The sequence below is a fragment of the Paraburkholderia sp. D15 genome, assembly GCF_029910215.1.
Lineage (GTDB): Bacteria > Pseudomonadota > Gammaproteobacteria > Burkholderiales > Burkholderiaceae > Paraburkholderia.
On the sequence record NZ_CP110396.1, the window covers coordinates 1,060,774 to 1,076,050 of the forward strand.

At 64.7% G+C, this 15,277-nt stretch carries 13 protein-coding genes; 10 read left to right on the forward strand and 3 right to left on the reverse strand.

The genetic code is table 11. The features are described from left to right. The first annotated feature begins 106 nt into the window (after positions 1 to 106). The 5 genes from LFL96_RS24545 (at position 107) to LFL96_RS24565 (ending at position 7,043) form a co-directional block, all read left to right on the forward strand. Positions 107 to 871, forward strand: a complete 765-nt coding sequence (locus LFL96_RS24545; RefSeq protein WP_281003294.1) for an SDR family NAD(P)-dependent oxidoreductase — start codon at positions 107 to 109, stop codon at positions 869 to 871. A gap of 126 nt (positions 872 to 997) precedes the next feature. Then, positions 998 to 2,041 (forward strand): TRAP transporter substrate-binding protein, encoded by a 1,044-nt coding sequence (locus tag LFL96_RS24550; RefSeq protein WP_281003295.1) that lies wholly within the window; start codon positions 998 to 1,000, stop codon positions 2,039 to 2,041. Between the two features lie 4 nt (positions 2,042 to 2,045). Then, the gene (locus tag LFL96_RS24555) at positions 2,046 to 3,905 is read left to right on the forward strand and encodes a TRAP transporter large permease subunit (RefSeq protein ID WP_281003296.1); all 1,860 of its coding nucleotides are present in this window, start codon (positions 2,046 to 2,048) and stop codon (positions 3,903 to 3,905) included. Positions 3,906 to 4,082: 177 nt separating this feature from the next. Beyond that, the gene (gene tkt / locus LFL96_RS24560) at positions 4,083 to 6,059 is read left to right on the forward strand and encodes a transketolase (protein WP_281003297.1); all 1,977 of its coding nucleotides are present in this window, start codon (positions 4,083 to 4,085) and stop codon (positions 6,057 to 6,059) included. Positions 6,060 to 6,077: 18 nt separating this feature from the next. Continuing rightward, complete coding sequence (locus tag LFL96_RS24565; protein WP_281003298.1) at positions 6,078 to 7,043, forward strand: D-2-hydroxyacid dehydrogenase; 966 nt, start codon at positions 6,078 to 6,080, stop codon at positions 7,041 to 7,043. A gap of 80 nt (positions 7,044 to 7,123) precedes the next feature. On the opposite strand, the gene LFL96_RS24570 is transcribed toward LFL96_RS24565, so the two are convergent. Next, the gene (locus tag LFL96_RS24570; protein WP_281003299.1) at positions 7,124 to 7,903 is read right to left on the reverse strand and encodes an SDR family oxidoreductase; all 780 of its coding nucleotides are present in this window, start codon (positions 7,901 to 7,903) and stop codon (positions 7,124 to 7,126) included. Between the two features lie 218 nt (positions 7,904 to 8,121). On the opposite strand from LFL96_RS24570, the gene LFL96_RS24575 reads away from it, so the two are divergent. Next, complete coding sequence (locus tag LFL96_RS24575; protein ID WP_281003300.1) at positions 8,122 to 8,712, forward strand: TetR/AcrR family transcriptional regulator; 591 nt, start codon at positions 8,122 to 8,124, stop codon at positions 8,710 to 8,712. A 36-nt stretch (positions 8,713 to 8,748) separates the two neighbouring features. Here the strand turns inward: LFL96_RS24575 and LFL96_RS24580 are convergent, their stop codons facing one another. Next, positions 8,749 to 9,912 (reverse strand): acyltransferase, encoded by a 1,164-nt coding sequence (locus LFL96_RS24580; protein ID WP_281003301.1) that lies wholly within the window; start codon positions 9,910 to 9,912, stop codon positions 8,749 to 8,751. A gap of 260 nt (positions 9,913 to 10,172) precedes the next feature. Between LFL96_RS24580 and LFL96_RS24585 the strand changes: the two genes are divergently transcribed. Continuing rightward, positions 10,173 to 11,321 carry a peptidyl-alpha-hydroxyglycine alpha-amidating lyase family protein gene (locus LFL96_RS24585; protein ID WP_281003302.1) on the forward strand — a complete coding sequence of 383 codons (1,149 nt, stop codon included), beginning with the start codon at positions 10,173 to 10,175 and terminating at the stop codon, positions 11,319 to 11,321. A 78-nt stretch (positions 11,322 to 11,399) separates the two neighbouring features. Here the strand turns inward: LFL96_RS24585 and LFL96_RS24590 are convergent, their stop codons facing one another. Beyond that, complete coding sequence (locus tag LFL96_RS24590) at positions 11,400 to 12,209, reverse strand: alpha/beta hydrolase (RefSeq protein ID WP_281003303.1); 810 nt, start codon at positions 12,207 to 12,209, stop codon at positions 11,400 to 11,402. A 258-nt stretch (positions 12,210 to 12,467) separates the two neighbouring features. Here LFL96_RS24590 and LFL96_RS24595 point away from each other — a divergent pair, with 258 nt between their 5' ends. From LFL96_RS24595 to LFL96_RS24605, 3 genes are all read left to right on the forward strand, one after another. Continuing rightward, complete coding sequence (locus LFL96_RS24595; protein ID WP_281003304.1) at positions 12,468 to 12,905, forward strand: GNAT family N-acetyltransferase; 438 nt, start codon at positions 12,468 to 12,470, stop codon at positions 12,903 to 12,905. A 174-nt stretch (positions 12,906 to 13,079) separates the two neighbouring features. Then, the gene (locus LFL96_RS24600; protein WP_281003305.1) at positions 13,080 to 13,748 is read left to right on the forward strand and encodes a PadR family transcriptional regulator; all 669 of its coding nucleotides are present in this window, start codon (positions 13,080 to 13,082) and stop codon (positions 13,746 to 13,748) included. Beyond that, a complete protein-coding gene (locus LFL96_RS24605; RefSeq protein ID WP_281003306.1) occupies positions 13,745 to 15,103 on the forward strand; it encodes an NAD(P)/FAD-dependent oxidoreductase in 1,359 nt (452 codons plus the stop codon). The genes LFL96_RS24600 and LFL96_RS24605 overlap by 4 nt, the downstream gene beginning before the upstream one ends. Positions 15,104 to 15,277 lie beyond the last annotated feature (174 nt).

A 15,277-nucleotide genomic window follows, 5' to 3' on the forward strand; every position in this document is an offset into this window, starting at 1 on the left:
CTGGCGACCCGGCAAGCTCGGCGGCAGCGTGACAGCCGCAGCCGTGTAGTCACGGATAGCCAGACCGTCCACAAAGCATAACCATCCCATTCAGGAGAATCGCATCATGTCAGAGTCACGTCTTCTCGACGGCAAGGTAGCAGTGATTTCCGGCGGCGCATCGCCGCGCGGCATCGGTATGGCGACCGCGCGCATGTTCGCGGCGCACGGCGCGCGCGTGGCGATCTTCGATCTCGACGAGAAAGCCGCCGTGGAAGCGGCCGCCTCGATCGGCAGCGCGCATCGCGGCTACGCGTGCGATGTCACGGATCGCGCCGCCTGCCAGGCCGCCGTCGAGCGCACGGTCGCCGACTTCGGTTCGATCGACGTACTGATCAACAACGCCGGCATTACCCAGGCCGTCAAACTGCTCGACATCGACGCGGATAGCTGGGACCGCATTCTCGACGTCAATCTGCGCGGCGTGCTGTATCTGTCGCAAGCGGTCGTGCCGCAAATGAAGAAACAGAAAAGCGGTTCGATCGGCTGCATGTCGTCGGTATCGGCGCAGCGCGGCGGCGGCATTCTGGGCGGCCCGCACTATTCGGCGGCCAAGGCGGGCGTGCTGGGTCTCGCGAAGGCGATGGCGCGCGAACTCGGCAACGACGGCATCCGCGTGAACTGCGTGACGCCGGGCCTGATTCAGACCGACATCAACGCCGGCAAGATCAGCGACGACAAACGCGGCGAGATTCTGTCGGGCATTCCGCTGAACCGCCTCGGCGTACCCGACGACGTGGCCGGCGCATTCCTGTTTCTCGCGTCGCCGCTGTCCTCGTACATCACGGGCGCGGTGATCGACGTGAACGGCGGCATGCTGATTCACGGCTGAGCGCGCGCCCTGCCGCTGTCGTAAGCGGACGCGGCGAGCGAGCTTCGCAGTTGCCGCGCGCCGGCGTTCAGAAAGTCGAAAAGCGTCGAAAAAATAGAGCGATACGCCATATTGGAGGAAGACATCATGACTACCCGTTCGAATGCCCCGCAAGGCATCAACCGTCGCGACTTTCTGAAAGCCGGCGCGACCCTGGCCGCCGCCGCGCCGTTATGGAGCGTGTCGCGCCGTGCGCTGGCGGCGCCCGAGTTCTCGTACAAGCTCGCCACCGGCCAGGACCCGACCCACCCGGTCAATATCCGCGCGCAGGAGGCCATCAATCACATCCGCGAGGCGACCGGCGGCCGGCTCGACATCAAGCTGTTTCCGCAGAATCAGCTCGGCTCCGACACCGACCTGCTCTCGCAGGTGCGCAACGGCGGCGTGGAGTTCTTCAACCAGGCGTCGTCGATTCTGGCGACGTTGACGCCGGCCGCCGGCATCGTCAACACCGGTTTCGCGTTCAAGGACTACGACGCGGTCTGGAAGGCGATGGACGGCGACCTCGGCAACTACATCCGCGCGCAGATCGGCAAGTCCGGCATCGTGTCGGTCAGCAAGGTGTGGGACAACGGCTTCCGGCAGATCAGCTCGTCGACCCGCGCATTGCGCGCGCCCGCCGACCTGAAGGGCTTCAAGATCCGCGTGCCGCAGGCGCCGATGCTGACCTCGCTGTTCAAGGCGCTCGACGCGGGCCCGGCGCCGATCAACTTCAACGAACTGTATTCGGCATTGCAGACGGGCGTGGTGGAAGGCCAGGAGAATCCGCTGCCGATCATCGCCACCGCCAAGCTGTACGAAGTGCAGAAGTACATCAGCCTGACCTCGCACGTGTGGGACGGCTACTGGATTCTCGGCAACCGCGCCGCGTGGGAACGTCTGCCGGCCGACATCCGCGCGATCGTCACGCGCGAGTTCGAGAAGGCCGCGATGCTGCAGCGCGCGGACATCGCGAAACTGAGCAATACGCTGCGCGACGATCTGAAATCGAAGGGCATCACCTTCGTCGACGTGGACCGCGAAGCGTTCCGCGCCGCGCTCGCCAGAACGAGTTTCTACCGCGACTGGAAGGGCAAATACGGCGACGAGGCGTGGGGTCTGCTGGAGAAGTCCGTCGGAAAACTGGGGTAAGGCCATGATCACGATCTCGTATTCGCACGACGCGCAGCATCGCTTCGCCTGCGCGCTCGACGCCGCGCTCAGGCACCTGGTGGAGATCCCGGCCGCGCTGCTGGTGCTGGCGGAAATCGCCGTGCTGCTGGCCGGCGTGACGAGCCGCTACCTGCTGCACGCGCCGCTCGTCTGGTCGGACGAACTCGCGTCGATGCTGTTCCTGTGGCTCGCCATGCTCGGCGCGGTGATCGCGCTGCGGCGCGGCGAGCACATGCGGATGACCGCGCTGGTCGGCATGGCATCGCCGGGCGTGCGGGCATTTCTCGACGTGGTGGCGATCGCCGCGCCGATCGCGTTTCTGGCGATGGTGATCGCCCCCGCCATCAGCTTCGCGCAGGACGAGTCGTTCATCACCACGCCCGCGCTCGAACTGTCGAACTCGTGGCGCGCCGCCGCGTTGCCGATCGGCTCGGCGCTGATGCTGCTGGTCGCCGTGGTGCGACTCGCGCGGCTCGGCAACTGGCGGCTGATTCTCGCCGCGCTCGCGACGGTCGGCGCGCTGATCGGCGTCTTCGTGCTGCTCGGACCGATGCTGCGCGATCTCGGCAACCTCAACCTGCTGATCTTCTTCGTCGGACTGGTCGCGCTCGGCGTGCTGAGCGGCGTGCCGATCGCGTTCTCGTTCGGGCTCGCCACCTTCGGTTACCTCGCGCTGACCACCAATACACCGATGCCGGTGGTGGTCGGCCGGATGGACGAAGGCATGTCGCATCTGATCCTGCTCTCGGTGCCGCTGTTCGTGTTCCTCGGCCAGTTGATCGAGATGACCGGCATGGCCGCCGCGATGATCGCGTTTCTCGCCAGCCTGCTCGGCCACGTGCGCGGCGGCCTGTCGTACGTGCTGGTCGGCGCGATGTATCTGGTGTCCGGCATCTCGGGATCGAAGGCGGCCGACATGGCGGCCGTCGCGCCGGTCCTGTTTCCGGAGATGAAAGCGCGGGGCGCGAAACCGGGCGACCTGGTCGCGCTGCTCGCGGCGACCGGCGCGCAAACCGAAACCATTCCACCGAGCCTCGTGCTGATCACGCTCGGTTCGGTGACCGGCATCTCGATCTCGGCGCTTTTCACCGGCGGCATGCTGCCGGGCATCGTGCTCGCGTTCACGCTGTGCATCGTCGTGCAGTGGCGCTATCGCCGCGAGGACATGTCGAGCGTGAAACGCGCGACACGTGGCGAGATTCTGCGCAAGTTCGTGATCGCGTTCCCGGCGCTCGCGCTGCCGTTCGTGATTCGCGCGGCCGTGGTCGAAGGCATCGCGACGGCGACCGAAGTGTCCACCATCGGCATCGCGTATGCGGTGCTGGCCGGCCTGCTGATCTACCGCCGCTTCGAGTGGAAACGGCTCAAGCCGATGCTGATCGATACCGCGTCGCTGTCCGGCGCGATCCTGCTGATCATCGGCGCGGCCACCGCGATGGCGTGGGCGCTGACCCAGTCCGGCTTCTCGGGCCAGCTCGCGCAAACGCTCGGCGGACTGCCCGGCGGCGCGGCGATGTTCATGGCCGCCTCGATCTGCGTGTTCGTGATTCTCGGCAGCGTGCTCGAAGGGATTCCCGCGATCGTGCTGTTCGGCCCGCTGATGTTCCCGATCGCGCGCGCCATGCACATCCATGACGTGCACTACGCGATGGTCGTGATCCTGTCGATGGGCGTGGGCCTGTTCGCGCCGCCGTTCGGCGTGGGCTACTACTCGGCCTGCGCGGTGAGCCGCATTCATCCCGACGAAGGCATGCGGCCGATTCTCGGTTATATCGCCGCGCTGCTGGTCGGTCTGATCGTGGTGGCCGCGGTACCGTGGATTTCGACTGGGTTTCTGCATTGAGTGGCTGAAGCCGAGTCGCTGCGGTTGAGTCGCTTCGGTTGAGTCGCCGCGGCGGTCCACCCGCGTGGACCGTCCCGCGTGTCCCGCACCGCGTCGACCGGTTTCGCTGTCCACCCCTTCCGCTTTGTTCGATTGCCGCCGCCCGCGTCGCGGGCCGGCGTAGAGGAGCCTTTTGCCATGTCCATCCCCGAAGCCCGGCTTGCCGACGCGATCCGTTTTCTCTCCATCGACGCGATCCTGCGCGCCGGCGAAGGTCATCAAGGCGTGCCGCTCGGCATGGCCGAAATCGCCACCGCGCTATTCACGCGGCACCTCAAATTCAATCCCGCCGATCCAACCTGGCCCGACCGCGACCGCTTCGTGCTGTCCAACGGACACGGCTCGCTTCTGCTGTACGCGCTGCTGTATTTGACGGGCTACGAAGCGATCGGCCTCGATCAGATCCAGTCGTTCCGCGAGCTCGACTCGCACTGCGCGGGCCACCCCGAATACGAACCCGCGCATGGGATCGAAGCGACCACCGGCCCGCTCGGCCAGGGGATCGCGAACGCGTTCGGCATGGCCATCGCCGAAGCTTATCTCGCGGCGAAATTCGGCAGCGATCTGGTCGATCACTACACGTACGCGTTCGTCGGCGACGGCTGTCTGCAGGAAGGCATCGGCCAGGAAATGATTTCGCTCGCCGGGCATCTGCAACTGGGCAAACTGATTCTCTGCTGGGACGACAACCAGATCACCGACGACGGCAGCACCGCGCTGTCGATCAGCGAGGACGTCCGCGCGCGATTCCGCGTGGCCGGCTGGCACGTGGTCGAGGTGGACGGGCACGATCTCGACGCGGTATCGGCGGCGCTGACGATCGCGCGCGCCGACCCGCGCCCCTCGATGATCGCGTGCAGGACCGTGATCGGCCGCGGCATCGCGCGTCTGCAAGGACAGCGCGGCGGTCACAGCGGCAAGCTGTTCCCGGCCGACGCCGAGGCCGCGCGCGAGCAACTCGGCTGGCCGCACGCGCCGTTCGAGGTGCCCGCGGACCTTCTGGGCGCGTGGCGCGCGGCCGGTCATCGCAACGACGCGCGCTACCACGCGTGGCAGGCGCGCGTGGCCGCGCTGCCGGACACGCAGCGCGCCGAGTTCGAGCGGGTGCAGTCCGGCCAATTGCCGGCCGGCTGGCGCGACGTGCTCGACGCGTACCGCCAGCGCGCGGTGGAACGCGCCGAACCGCAAGCCGGCATCGCGCTGTCGGGCGAAATCAGCGATCTGCTCGCGCCCTTGCTGCCGGAACGCATGGTCGGCTGCGCGGATCTCGAAGCGCCCACCGGCCACAAGCGCCGCCTGCACGCATTCACCGCCGGTGACCGTAGCGGCGCCTACGTCCACTGCGGCGTGCGCGAGCATCTGATGGGCGCGATGGCGAACGGCATGGCCGCGCATGGCGGCGTGATCGCGACCAGCGTCACCTATCTCGCGTTCTCCGACTACGAGCGCCCCGCGATGCGCATGGCCGCATTGATGGGCTTGCCCGTGAATTTCGTGTTCAGCCACGACTCGATCGGCGTCGGCAAGAACGGGCCGACGCATCAGCCCGTCGAGATCCTCGCGTCGCTGCGCGCGATGCCGAACATGCGCGTACTGCGCCCCGCCGATGCCGTGGAAGCCGCCGAGTGCTGGGCGCTCGCGCTCGAACATCGCAGCGGCCCGAGCACGCTGGTGTTCGCGCGCCAGACGTTGCCGCCGGTGCGCGGCACTCATAGCGCTCAGCCGCTGTCGCAACGCGGCGCCTATGTACTCGCCGAAGCCGAGGACGGAGCGCGCGCCGTCACCTTGCTCGCCACCGGCTCCGAAGTCGCGCTGGCCGTGCAGGCGCGCGGTCTGTTGCAGGACGAGGGCATTCCCACCGCCGTGGTGTCCATGCCCTGCTGGGAAATTTTCGACGAACAGGACGCGGCCTATCGCGTCGCGGTGCTCGGCGCGGGCACCGTGCGCGTGGGCGTGGAGGCCGCGTTGCGATTCGGCTGGGACCGCTATCTCGGCGAACGCGGCGGCTTCGTGGGCATGACGGGCTTCGGCGCATCCGCGTCGGCAGACACGCTGTACGAGCACTTCGGCATCACTGCCGGGCACATCGTCGCCGAAGCGAAACGGCATCTGTAAATCGACGGGAACCTGACCATGCACAAGATCGTTTTTCTCGACCGCGCCACGTTGGCGCCGCAAATCATGTTGCGCGAGCCGCGCTTCGACCATCAGTCGATCGAATACGAACGCACCGCGCCGGATCAGGTGCTCACGCGTCTCGCGGGCGCATCGATCGCGATCGTCAACAAGGTCGCGTTGAGCGGCGACCTGCTCGCGCAATTGCCGGATCTGAAACTCGTCGCGGTGGCCGCGACCGGCACGGATTGCGTCGACAAAGCCGCCTGCGAACGGCTCGGTATCGCGGTCAGCAACATTCGCGGCTACGCGATCAACACGGTGCCCGAGCACACCTTCGCATTGATTCTCGCGTTGCGGCGCAATCTGATCGCGTATCGCGACGACGTGCTCGCCGGCGAGTGGCAAAAATCCGGGCAGTTCTGTTTCTTCACCCACGCCATTCACGACCTGGCGGGCGCGCGGCTCGGCATTATCGGCGAAGGCGTATTGGGGCAGCGCGTCGCGGAAATCGGCAAGGCCTTCGGCATGCAGCCGATGTTCGCCGCGCACAAGGGCCGCGAAGGGCTCGGTCCGCTTTACACGCCGTGGGACGAGGTGCTCGCGACCAGCGACATCATCACCGTGCATAGTCCGCTCACGCCGCACACGCGAAACATGCTGGCCATGCCCGAATTTCGCGCGATGAAACGCCGGCCGTTGCTCGTCAATACCGCGCGCGGCGGCCTGGTCGACGAACACGCGCTGGTGCGTGCGCTCGACGAAGGCTTGATCAGCGGCGCGGGTTTCGACGTGACGGCAGGCGAGCCGCCGGAAGACGACAATCCGCTGCTGCGCGCGGCGGGGCGGCCGAACGTGATCCTGACGCCGCATGTCGCGTGGGCATCGGACGAAGCGCAGCAACGGCTGGCGGATCAGTTGATGGACAACATCGAGAATTTTGTCGGCGGCACGCCAACGAATCTCGTAAGCGGGACGTATTAGGCGGCGCGCAAAGGCCTGCAACTCGCGGCGTGTTCAGCCCTCCGGCTACCAGTGCGTCGGCGCGCCTGCCCCGCTTCGCGTCAGGCGCTCTGGCGGAACACCGCCGACCCCCACGGTGCGCCCGTCGTACCGCCATCCACGACGATCTCGGCCCCGGTCATGCCGGATCCGTCGCCGGATGCGAGGAACAGCACCGCCGCCGCCACTTCCTCGGGCGCCGCCAGACGGCCGAATGGAATACGCGGCGCGAGCGCCGTTTCGGTGGCGTCGAGTGTCGCGCCTTCACGTGCGCCGCGCGTCCAGATCGGCGTACGCGTGCCGCCTGGAATCACCGTATTCACGCGGATGCCGCGCTGCACCAGCTCGGTCGCGAACACCCTGGCCATGCCCGTGATACCGGCTTTGGTCGCCGAGTAAGCGGCCGAGCCCGGCGAACCCAGCTCGCGCATGACCGAGCCGTTCAACACGATCGCGCCGCCCGCGCTCATCAACGGCAGCGCGGCCTGCACCGTCAGGAAGACCGCCGTCAGGTTGGTGCGCAGAATCGCCTCGAATGCGGCCGCCGACGTGCCGCCGAGCGGCGTCGGCCCGGAAATGCCGGCGTTGGCGAACACGATGTCCAGCGAGCCGAACGCGGCGCCGATCTGCTCGAACAACGGGCCGAACGCGGCTTCGTCGTCGAGATCGGCTCGCACGCCCAATGCGTTTTCGCCGAGTTCGGCGACCGCCTGGTCCAGCTTCGCCTGATCGCGGCCGGTAATCGCCACGCGCGCGCCTTCGGCAATCATCAGCCTGGCGGTCACGAAACCGATGCCGCTATTGCCGCCCGTAATCAACGCAGTCTTTCCCTTGAAACGCATCTTCTCTCTCCTTCGCGACGCCGGCGGTCTGGCTCATGAACCATGAGCCATGAGCCGTGCCCTGGCTGGGCGACGCCGCTCGACGGTTAAGCGGCGAATCGTCGCCGCATCAATGGACACTTCGAATCTGTACCAATCAGATCATTCTGCATGTTGATCGTCATGCACATTTTCAGTATTATGCTCATCATGCAGATTGTCAAGACAGGGGGAACGGGATGGGCTACTCGCAGGCACAGAAAGCGGAAAGCCGGCAGCGCGTTCTTGAAACGGCAGCGCGGCAAATTCGCGAAGACGGGATCGGCGCGTTGGGCGTCGCGGATTGCATGCGGCGCGCGGGGCTCACGCACGGCGCGTTTTACGGACATTTTTCGTCACGCGACGAACTGATCGTCGAGGCACTCGAATACGCGGTTGGGCAGAGCCGCGAGCGCATCGGCACGGTTCGCGCGGCAGCGGGAAAAAGCGGCGGAAAGCAGAAGGAACCGTTGCAGGCAATCGCCGAGATGTTTCTCAGCGAGCGTCACGTGAAAGATCCCGGCAATGGTTGCGCGTTGTGTGCGCTAGCGGGAGAAGCGCGGCATGCGAGCCCCGAGGTCAGGGAGCATTTGACGCGCTACGTGCATTCGCTGACGTCGCAGATCGCCGGCACGTTGGCGGGTCACAGCGAGAGCAAGGCGCTCGGTATCGTCGCGACGATCGTCGGCGCGGTGACGCTGGCCCGCGCGGTCGACGAGGACAAACTCGCGAAAGCGATTCTTGCTTCGTCCCTGACGATGATCGTCACGCAAAACAGCGAGCAAAAGTAGAAGCGGACGCGGGCTCCGGCGAGCCCGCGCAGCCCGTCACTCGCCGCCGGCGCGTGCGACCGGCGCGGTCGACGCGTTCGGCGCATATTTGCGCAAGCGCTGCGAAATCAGGTGCGAAGGCCGTTCGACCAGGCGGTAGAACACGTAGCTGATCGCGAACGCCAGCACCATCTGCACAAGCCACACTCGCGGCGACGCGGCATTCCAACCCATCGCTTCCAGGATGCCGAGCGCTGTCTTGTGGCACAGATACAGGCTGTACGACCATGCGCCGCACGCTGCCAGTCTCGACCAGATCGCGCTACGGGTCGGTGTCGCGGTTTCCGTGGCCAGCCAGATCGCGGCGAGGAACTGAAACAGCGGCAACGTGATATCCGCCGTGATCTGCGGCATGAAGGCAGGCTTGAGGCTGGAACCTGACAGCAGAATCATGACGGCCGCGCCGGCCGCGACGACTGCGATACGCAGCGCAATCAGGTGATCGGCAAAATAATGCGTGCAGCGGTCCAGCGCGTTTTTCAATACCAACGTAAGCGGCGAGTACGCGCCGCGTACTTCGAAACGCAACGCATTGCGCTGTGTTTCCGCGATCAGACAGCCGGCAATCCAGCCGGCCGCGTACAACAACGCCGTGCCCGGCACGCGATAGGTTTCGTACACGCAGCTATGGCAGACGGGATGTCCGAACAGACGCACCACCGCCACCATCACGCCGGCCGCGAGCAGACTGCCCACGATCATCTCGCCGAGATAGCGGAACCGCGGACGCAGCAGCGGATAAACGGCGTAGTAGACCATTTCGCAATAGAGCGACCACAGCACGGACTCCAGATAATTCTGCCCGGTCGGCAACGGCTGAACGATGCACAGCAGAATGCCGAGCGGCAAGCCGATCCGGATGAAGCGTGACGCGTAATAGTTGATCGGCTTGAGCGCGACGTCGCGTTGATACGCGTTGTGAATGCAGTAGCCGGAAATGACGAAGAACACGATCACCGCGGCGGGACCGGCGAACAGCACCGTGGCGCCCGACCACAACGCGCCGCCCAGAAAGGCGAGCTGATGCGGGAAGAACTCCTTGAAGGCAGGCGGACGGAAGTGATACATCAGCACCCAGAACGCCGCGAGGAATCGAATGGCATCGATCTTGAGCGACTTGTTCGGCGCGACGGACGCTGACGGGTTCAGGTGGTTCACCATTCTTTGCCCCTTTTTTACCGGCTGCGGCGATCTTAGCGCCGTGGGGAACGACAAAAATCGAAAGAAATAGCGAAATTAATCGCCTTGATCACCATCCTGTTGGCCGCCTCTTTCTTCTTCGAAGCCAACGTAGCTCAACGATGGCTTAGCCATTAAGCGCTTTGTGAACTAGCATTCCCTTGGCGCGCTGCGACGTGTGAACAGGCAGATGACGTACGCGGCGTAGACCGGACAGCGGATAACCTGCAAGGAGACACCGGATGAGCGAGCAATATGGGTGGTTGTGCCCGTGCTGTGGCAGCGCCGAACATCGGGCGATGAGCCGCCGTACTTTCCTGAACCTGGTCGCCGGCAGCGCCGCTGGACTCGCGCTGCCGTCCGCGTTCGCCGACACGCAAGCCGTGCCCGCGATCGCTTACGATTCGATTGCCAACCCCGTTCATTTGCCGAAGGACATGTACTTCGGCGAATGCTCGGGCGTGGCGCTCAATTCGCATGGCCATATTTTCGTGTTGTCGCGCGGCAATTCGAATGGGCCTGCTTATGGCGCGGCCGCGGCACAGTTGCTCGAATTCGCGCCCGATGGCCGTTTCATCCGCGAGATAGGACGCAATCTGTACGCGTGGTCGTTCGCGCACACGGTCAAGATCGACCGGCAGGACAACATCTGGGTCACGGACAAAGGCTCGGACATGGTGATCAAGTTCACCCCGGACGGCCGCGTCGCGATGGTGTTCGGTCGCAAGCAGGAAGCCGCCGACGAAGACACCGGACCGCTCAAGCATCCCAATCCGCCGCTCCCCGCCGAAGACGGACGCTTTCGCCAGGTCACGGACGTCGCGTGGGACGTCGCGGGCAATACCTACATCAGCGACGGCTATATCAACTCGCGCGTCGCCAAGGTGGATCGCGACGGCAACTGGCTCAAGTCGTGGGGCGAGCGCGGCACCGGGCCGGGGCAGTTTCATACGCCGCACAGCATCGCGCTCGACGCGCACGACAACATCTACGTGGCGGACCGCAGCAACCGCCGCATTCAGGTGTTCGATACCGACGGCAATTTCCAGCGGCAAATCACGATCGACGTGCCGGTGCCGCCGGGCGCGCGGCCCGCGATCGGCAACATGCCCGACGAAGCGACCTTCGCCGCCGGCACCTTCGCGCCGGGCGCGCCGTGGGCCATCTGCATCTCGCCGGGACCGAATCAGGTGCTGTATAGCGCCGACGGTTACCCCGGCCGCATCTACAAGATGACGCTCGATGGAAAAGTACTCGGCGTGCTGGGGCAGTCGGGCAAGCAACTCAAGCAGTTCGGCTGGATTCACCAGATGGCGTGTCCGTCCGAGAACGTGCTGTATGTGGCGGAGTTGCTGAACTGGCGCGTGCAGAAACTGGTGTTGCACGCGTGAGTGGATTTAAGCGATGCGTTCGTCGATTGCTGCTTCAGGAACGCATCGCTGGTTTTTTTTAGCTGTTTTTAGCCGCTTTTAACTGGCGTGCCGGCGTAAGAAGTTTTCGATGACCGTGGCCAGATAAGGCGGACACTCCTGCATCGGATAGTGGCCGCAGTTCGGAATCTTCAGCAGTTCGGCACGCGGATGCCATGCCATGAAGGTCTGCTGCATCGCTGCTTCGTCGAGACCCGGGTCCTTGTCGCCGACAACGACCAGATACGGCGTTTGCAACCCGCGCACCTCGTCGACGAAGTTGGTGGTGGTCAGCATCGTCAGATAGCCGGAGCGACATTCGGCGCTGACGTTGGCGCGGTGCTGGCGCAGCTTGACCTCCGCCCATCGATCCGACAGACCGCCCGTCACGAACTTGAGCAGACGGCGGAATGCATCGTCGTTCTCCGCGACGCTCGCGAAGAACGCGAGCGACGCTTCATCGAGACGATTGCCGGCGGCCGACACCGGACAGATCGCGACGGCGCTTTTGATGCGCGCGCAAGCATCGGCGGCGATCCGTTGCGTCGCCATGCCGGTCATCGAATGGCCGATCAGATGAAAGCGATGCCATCCGAGTGTGTCGGCCAGCGCGAGGCAGTCGCGCGAGATTTCCTCGATCGTGTAGGTGCCGCGCAGGTGGAACGATTTTCCGTAGCCACGTAGGTCGACGAACACGTAGGTGAAAGCGGTGCCATCGAGATAAGGGCGCATCGCCTCGTAGTTCGTGTGATCGCCTAGCCAGTCATGCATGACCAGTACATTTTCGGGTCCGGTCCCGTGCTGCACGTAGCCGAGATTGGCGGTGAAGTTCTCACCGGCATGTTCTATTGCGGAAGTAGATATGTTCATTCCAACGGGTTCCTTTATGGAGTGGGGAGACTGAAAATCGCCAAAAACCACCAAAAAGAAACGCCCTCCCGGCGGACCGGGAGGGCGTTGGAAATTGACTCGATAGTATTAAGTGCGAAGACGAACGTCAAGCGAATCGTGTTCTTTTCTCTGAATTGCAGATCAACCGGTAAAGTCTCGCGTAAGCGTGCATAGTCGCGCGACTCGTTGAACTCGCAACGAACCGATCACACTCAAATAGAAACGATTCGACAATTCATGACCATTCGAAACCGCATTCCATCGGATAACGCAACGCTCGCGGAAATCTGGCACCGCTCGGTGCGTGCCACGCATACGTTTCTCAGCGAACAGGATATTCAGGATCTTTATCCGCAAGTCCGGGATATCTATTTACCCGCCGTCTCGGTATGGGTCTACGAAACCGCCGAAGGTAACCTGGCCGGTTTCATCGGCACCAGCGACGCGCAGGTTGAAATGCTGTTCGTCGACCCCGCGCATTTCGGCCAGCGCATCGGCACGCAACTGCTCGATCACGTGCGCGCGCAACACGCCGAATTGACCGTCGACGTCAACGAACAGAACCCCAGCGCTCACGCGTTCTATCTGCATTACGGCTTTAGCGACGTCGGCCGCTCGCCGACCGATTCCGCCGGCCGGCCGTTTCCACTCATTCACATGGCGCTGACGGCGTAGGGAGTCCGCGGGAGGAGTTGCTGCTGCGACGACCGAGCAGCAGATCGATTGAGCGGCGGATCGCCCGCATAGCGGAACCGCTGCGCAGGTGGAAAACCCATGCGTCGCCGCCCACTTGCACCACCGGCGTGACTAGTTATATTATGACTAGACTCACAACGACTAGTCACGCCCATGGTTCGCCACTCCCCGCTCGCGCTCGCTGTCCTCGCCATGCTCACCGAAGCGCCGATGCATCCGTACCGGATGCAGCAGCTCATCAAGGCGCGCGGCAAGGACGAGGTCATCAACGTCAGCCAGCGCAACAGCCTGTATCAGACAATCGATCGCCTCCTGCGCGGCGACCTGATCGCGGTGCGCGAAACCGAGCGTGACGGCGCTTTCCCCGAACGCACCATCTACGAGATCACCGAGGCCGGCCGCGACACCGCGCGCCTCTGGTTGCGCGAGCAACTAGCGCAACCTGCGCGCGAATTCCCCGCGTTTCCGGCGGCATTGTCGTTCCTGCCATTGCTGACGCCCGACGACGTCCGCCGTCAGCTCGAGACGCGCGCCGCCGCACTCGAACGCGAACTGACGCGGCAGGACGCCGTCGCCGCGCAAGCGCAAACCATGCAGGTGCCGCGACTGTTTCTGCTCGAAGGCGAACTGGTCCGCGCGCAACTCGTCGCGCAATGCGACTGGGTGCGCGGCGTGATCGACGATCTGAAGGCGGGCACGCTCACCTGGAGCGAGGCGTGGCTGGCGGACATCGCCCAGCGCTTCACGCTCGCCGCCGACGCTACTTCGTACAAGCGAAGCCCATCCCCCGCAGCCACCTCGTCCCCGGAGAAAAAGCCATGAGCCGTGAACCCATGAAAGTGATCATCATCGGTGCCGGCACCGGCGGACTGTGTCTCGCACACGGACTCAAACGGCACGGTATCGAGGTCGCCGTCTACGAACGGGATCGCACGCGTACAGACGGGTTGCAGGGTTATCGCGTCGGGATCAACGCGCACGGCGTCGCATCGCTGCAGGCATGCCTGTCGCCCGAACTGTTCGCGACGTTTCTCGCAACCTGCGCACGCACGCCGGGGCACTTCAACATCCTCACCGAACACATGACGGAGTTGCTGCGCGTGCCGCTCGACGACGAAAACCTGAGCGGCGGCAAATCGGTCAGCCGCATGACCTTGCGGCAGGTGTTGCTCACGGGCCTTGAAGAACAGGTGCATTTCGACAAAGTCTTCACGCGCTACGAACAGCACGCGGACGGCAGCGTGACCGCGCATTTCGCCGACGGCACGCATGCGAGCGGCGACCTGCTGATCGGCGCGGTCGGCGCGCGCTCGACAGTCCGCAAACAGTTGTTGCCGCACGCGCGGATAGAAAGCACGGGGATCGTCAGCATTGCCGCCAAGGTGCCGATGACCGCGGCATCGCGCGCGCTGCTGCCGCCCAAGGTGCTCGACGGCATCACGCTGATCAATGCGCCGAAGGGCTTCGGCGGGATCGTGCATGTGATGGAGTTTCCGTGGGGCGACAGCGGGCCGAAACAAGGCATCGGCGGGAACGAGGCCGGCTTGCTGGAACGCTGGCCGGGTCTGCTGTTCGACAACACGCGCGACTATCTGATGTGGGGCGTGTGGGGCGCGCGGCACAACCTGCCGGCCGATCCCGCCTCGCTCGCACAGCCCGCGCTGCTCGCGCTCGCGACGGAGATCACCGACGGCTGGCACCCCAATCTGCGTGCGTTGATTCGCGCGTCGGATCCGGCCACGGCATTCAGCATCGAAGTGCGCACCTCGCTACCCGTCGATGCCTGGCCCACCACCAACGTGACCGTGCTCGGCGACGCCGTGCATCTGATGACGCCGGGCCGCGGCGTCGGCGCCAACACGGCGTTGCGCGATGCCGCGCTGCTCGCCGAACGGCTGGGCGACGCGCAACGCGGTGCGCTTTCGGGTCGCGACGCGGTGGCCGGTTACGAAGCCCAGATGCGCGAGTACGGTTTTCATGCGGTGGCGGAATCGCGCAAACAGTTCGATGCACGCGATCCGCTGCATCGGCCCGTGGTAGGCCGCGTGGCGCTCGGTGCGATGCGCACCGGTCTGCGCGTGGTGAACAACGTGCCGTTGCTGAAGCGCCGGATGATGGCGGCGGCCAACGATTTTCGCGGCGTGAAGCGCGAGGCGGATAAAGCGCGGGTGCGTTAGCCGTCACGCCGAACCCCACACAGTTGCACACGCAACCAGCAGTAGAACGGCCGGCGCGTTTCAAGCGAAAGCGCGCCGGCCGATTGCCAGGACGATTGCCAGCACATCGGTACGAAGAAAGCATTGCGCGATGAGCGGACATCGCGATGTTTTCTGAAAGGAAGGCAAGGTAGG

Bases quoted from the DNA above. Each gene is read 5' to 3' on its own strand.
- LFL96_RS24545 (WP_281003294.1), top strand. From the start codon at position 107: ATGTCAGAGTCACGTCTTCTCGACGGCAAGGTAGCAGTGATTTCCGGC.
- LFL96_RS24585 (WP_281003302.1), top strand. From the start codon at position 10,173: ATGAGCGAGCAATATGGGTGGTTGTGCCCGTGCTGTGGCAGCGCCGAA.
- LFL96_RS24595 (WP_281003304.1), top strand. From the start codon at position 12,468: ATGACCATTCGAAACCGCATTCCATCGGATAACGCAACGCTCGCGGAA.
- LFL96_RS24565 (WP_281003298.1), top strand. From the start codon at position 6,078: ATGCACAAGATCGTTTTTCTCGACCGCGCCACGTTGGCGCCGCAAATC.
- LFL96_RS24570 (WP_281003299.1), bottom strand. From the start codon at position 7,903: ATGCGTTTCAAGGGAAAGACTGCGTTGATTACGGGCGGCAATAGCGGC.
- LFL96_RS24575 (WP_281003300.1), top strand. From the start codon at position 8,122: ATGGGCTACTCGCAGGCACAGAAAGCGGAAAGCCGGCAGCGCGTTCTT.
- tkt (WP_281003297.1), top strand. From the start codon at position 4,083: ATGTCCATCCCCGAAGCCCGGCTTGCCGACGCGATCCGTTTTCTCTCC.
- LFL96_RS24580 (WP_281003301.1), bottom strand. From the start codon at position 9,912: ATGGTGAACCACCTGAACCCGTCAGCGTCCGTCGCGCCGAACAAGTCG.
- LFL96_RS24590 (WP_281003303.1), bottom strand. From the start codon at position 12,209: ATGAACATATCTACTTCCGCAATAGAACATGCCGGTGAGAACTTCACC.
- LFL96_RS24600 (WP_281003305.1), top strand. From the start codon at position 13,080: ATGGTTCGCCACTCCCCGCTCGCGCTCGCTGTCCTCGCCATGCTCACC.
- LFL96_RS24555 (WP_281003296.1), top strand. From the start codon at position 2,046: ATGATCACGATCTCGTATTCGCACGACGCGCAGCATCGCTTCGCCTGC.
- LFL96_RS24605 (WP_281003306.1), top strand. From the start codon at position 13,745: ATGAGCCGTGAACCCATGAAAGTGATCATCATCGGTGCCGGCACCGGC.
- LFL96_RS24550 (WP_281003295.1), top strand. From the start codon at position 998: ATGACTACCCGTTCGAATGCCCCGCAAGGCATCAACCGTCGCGACTTT.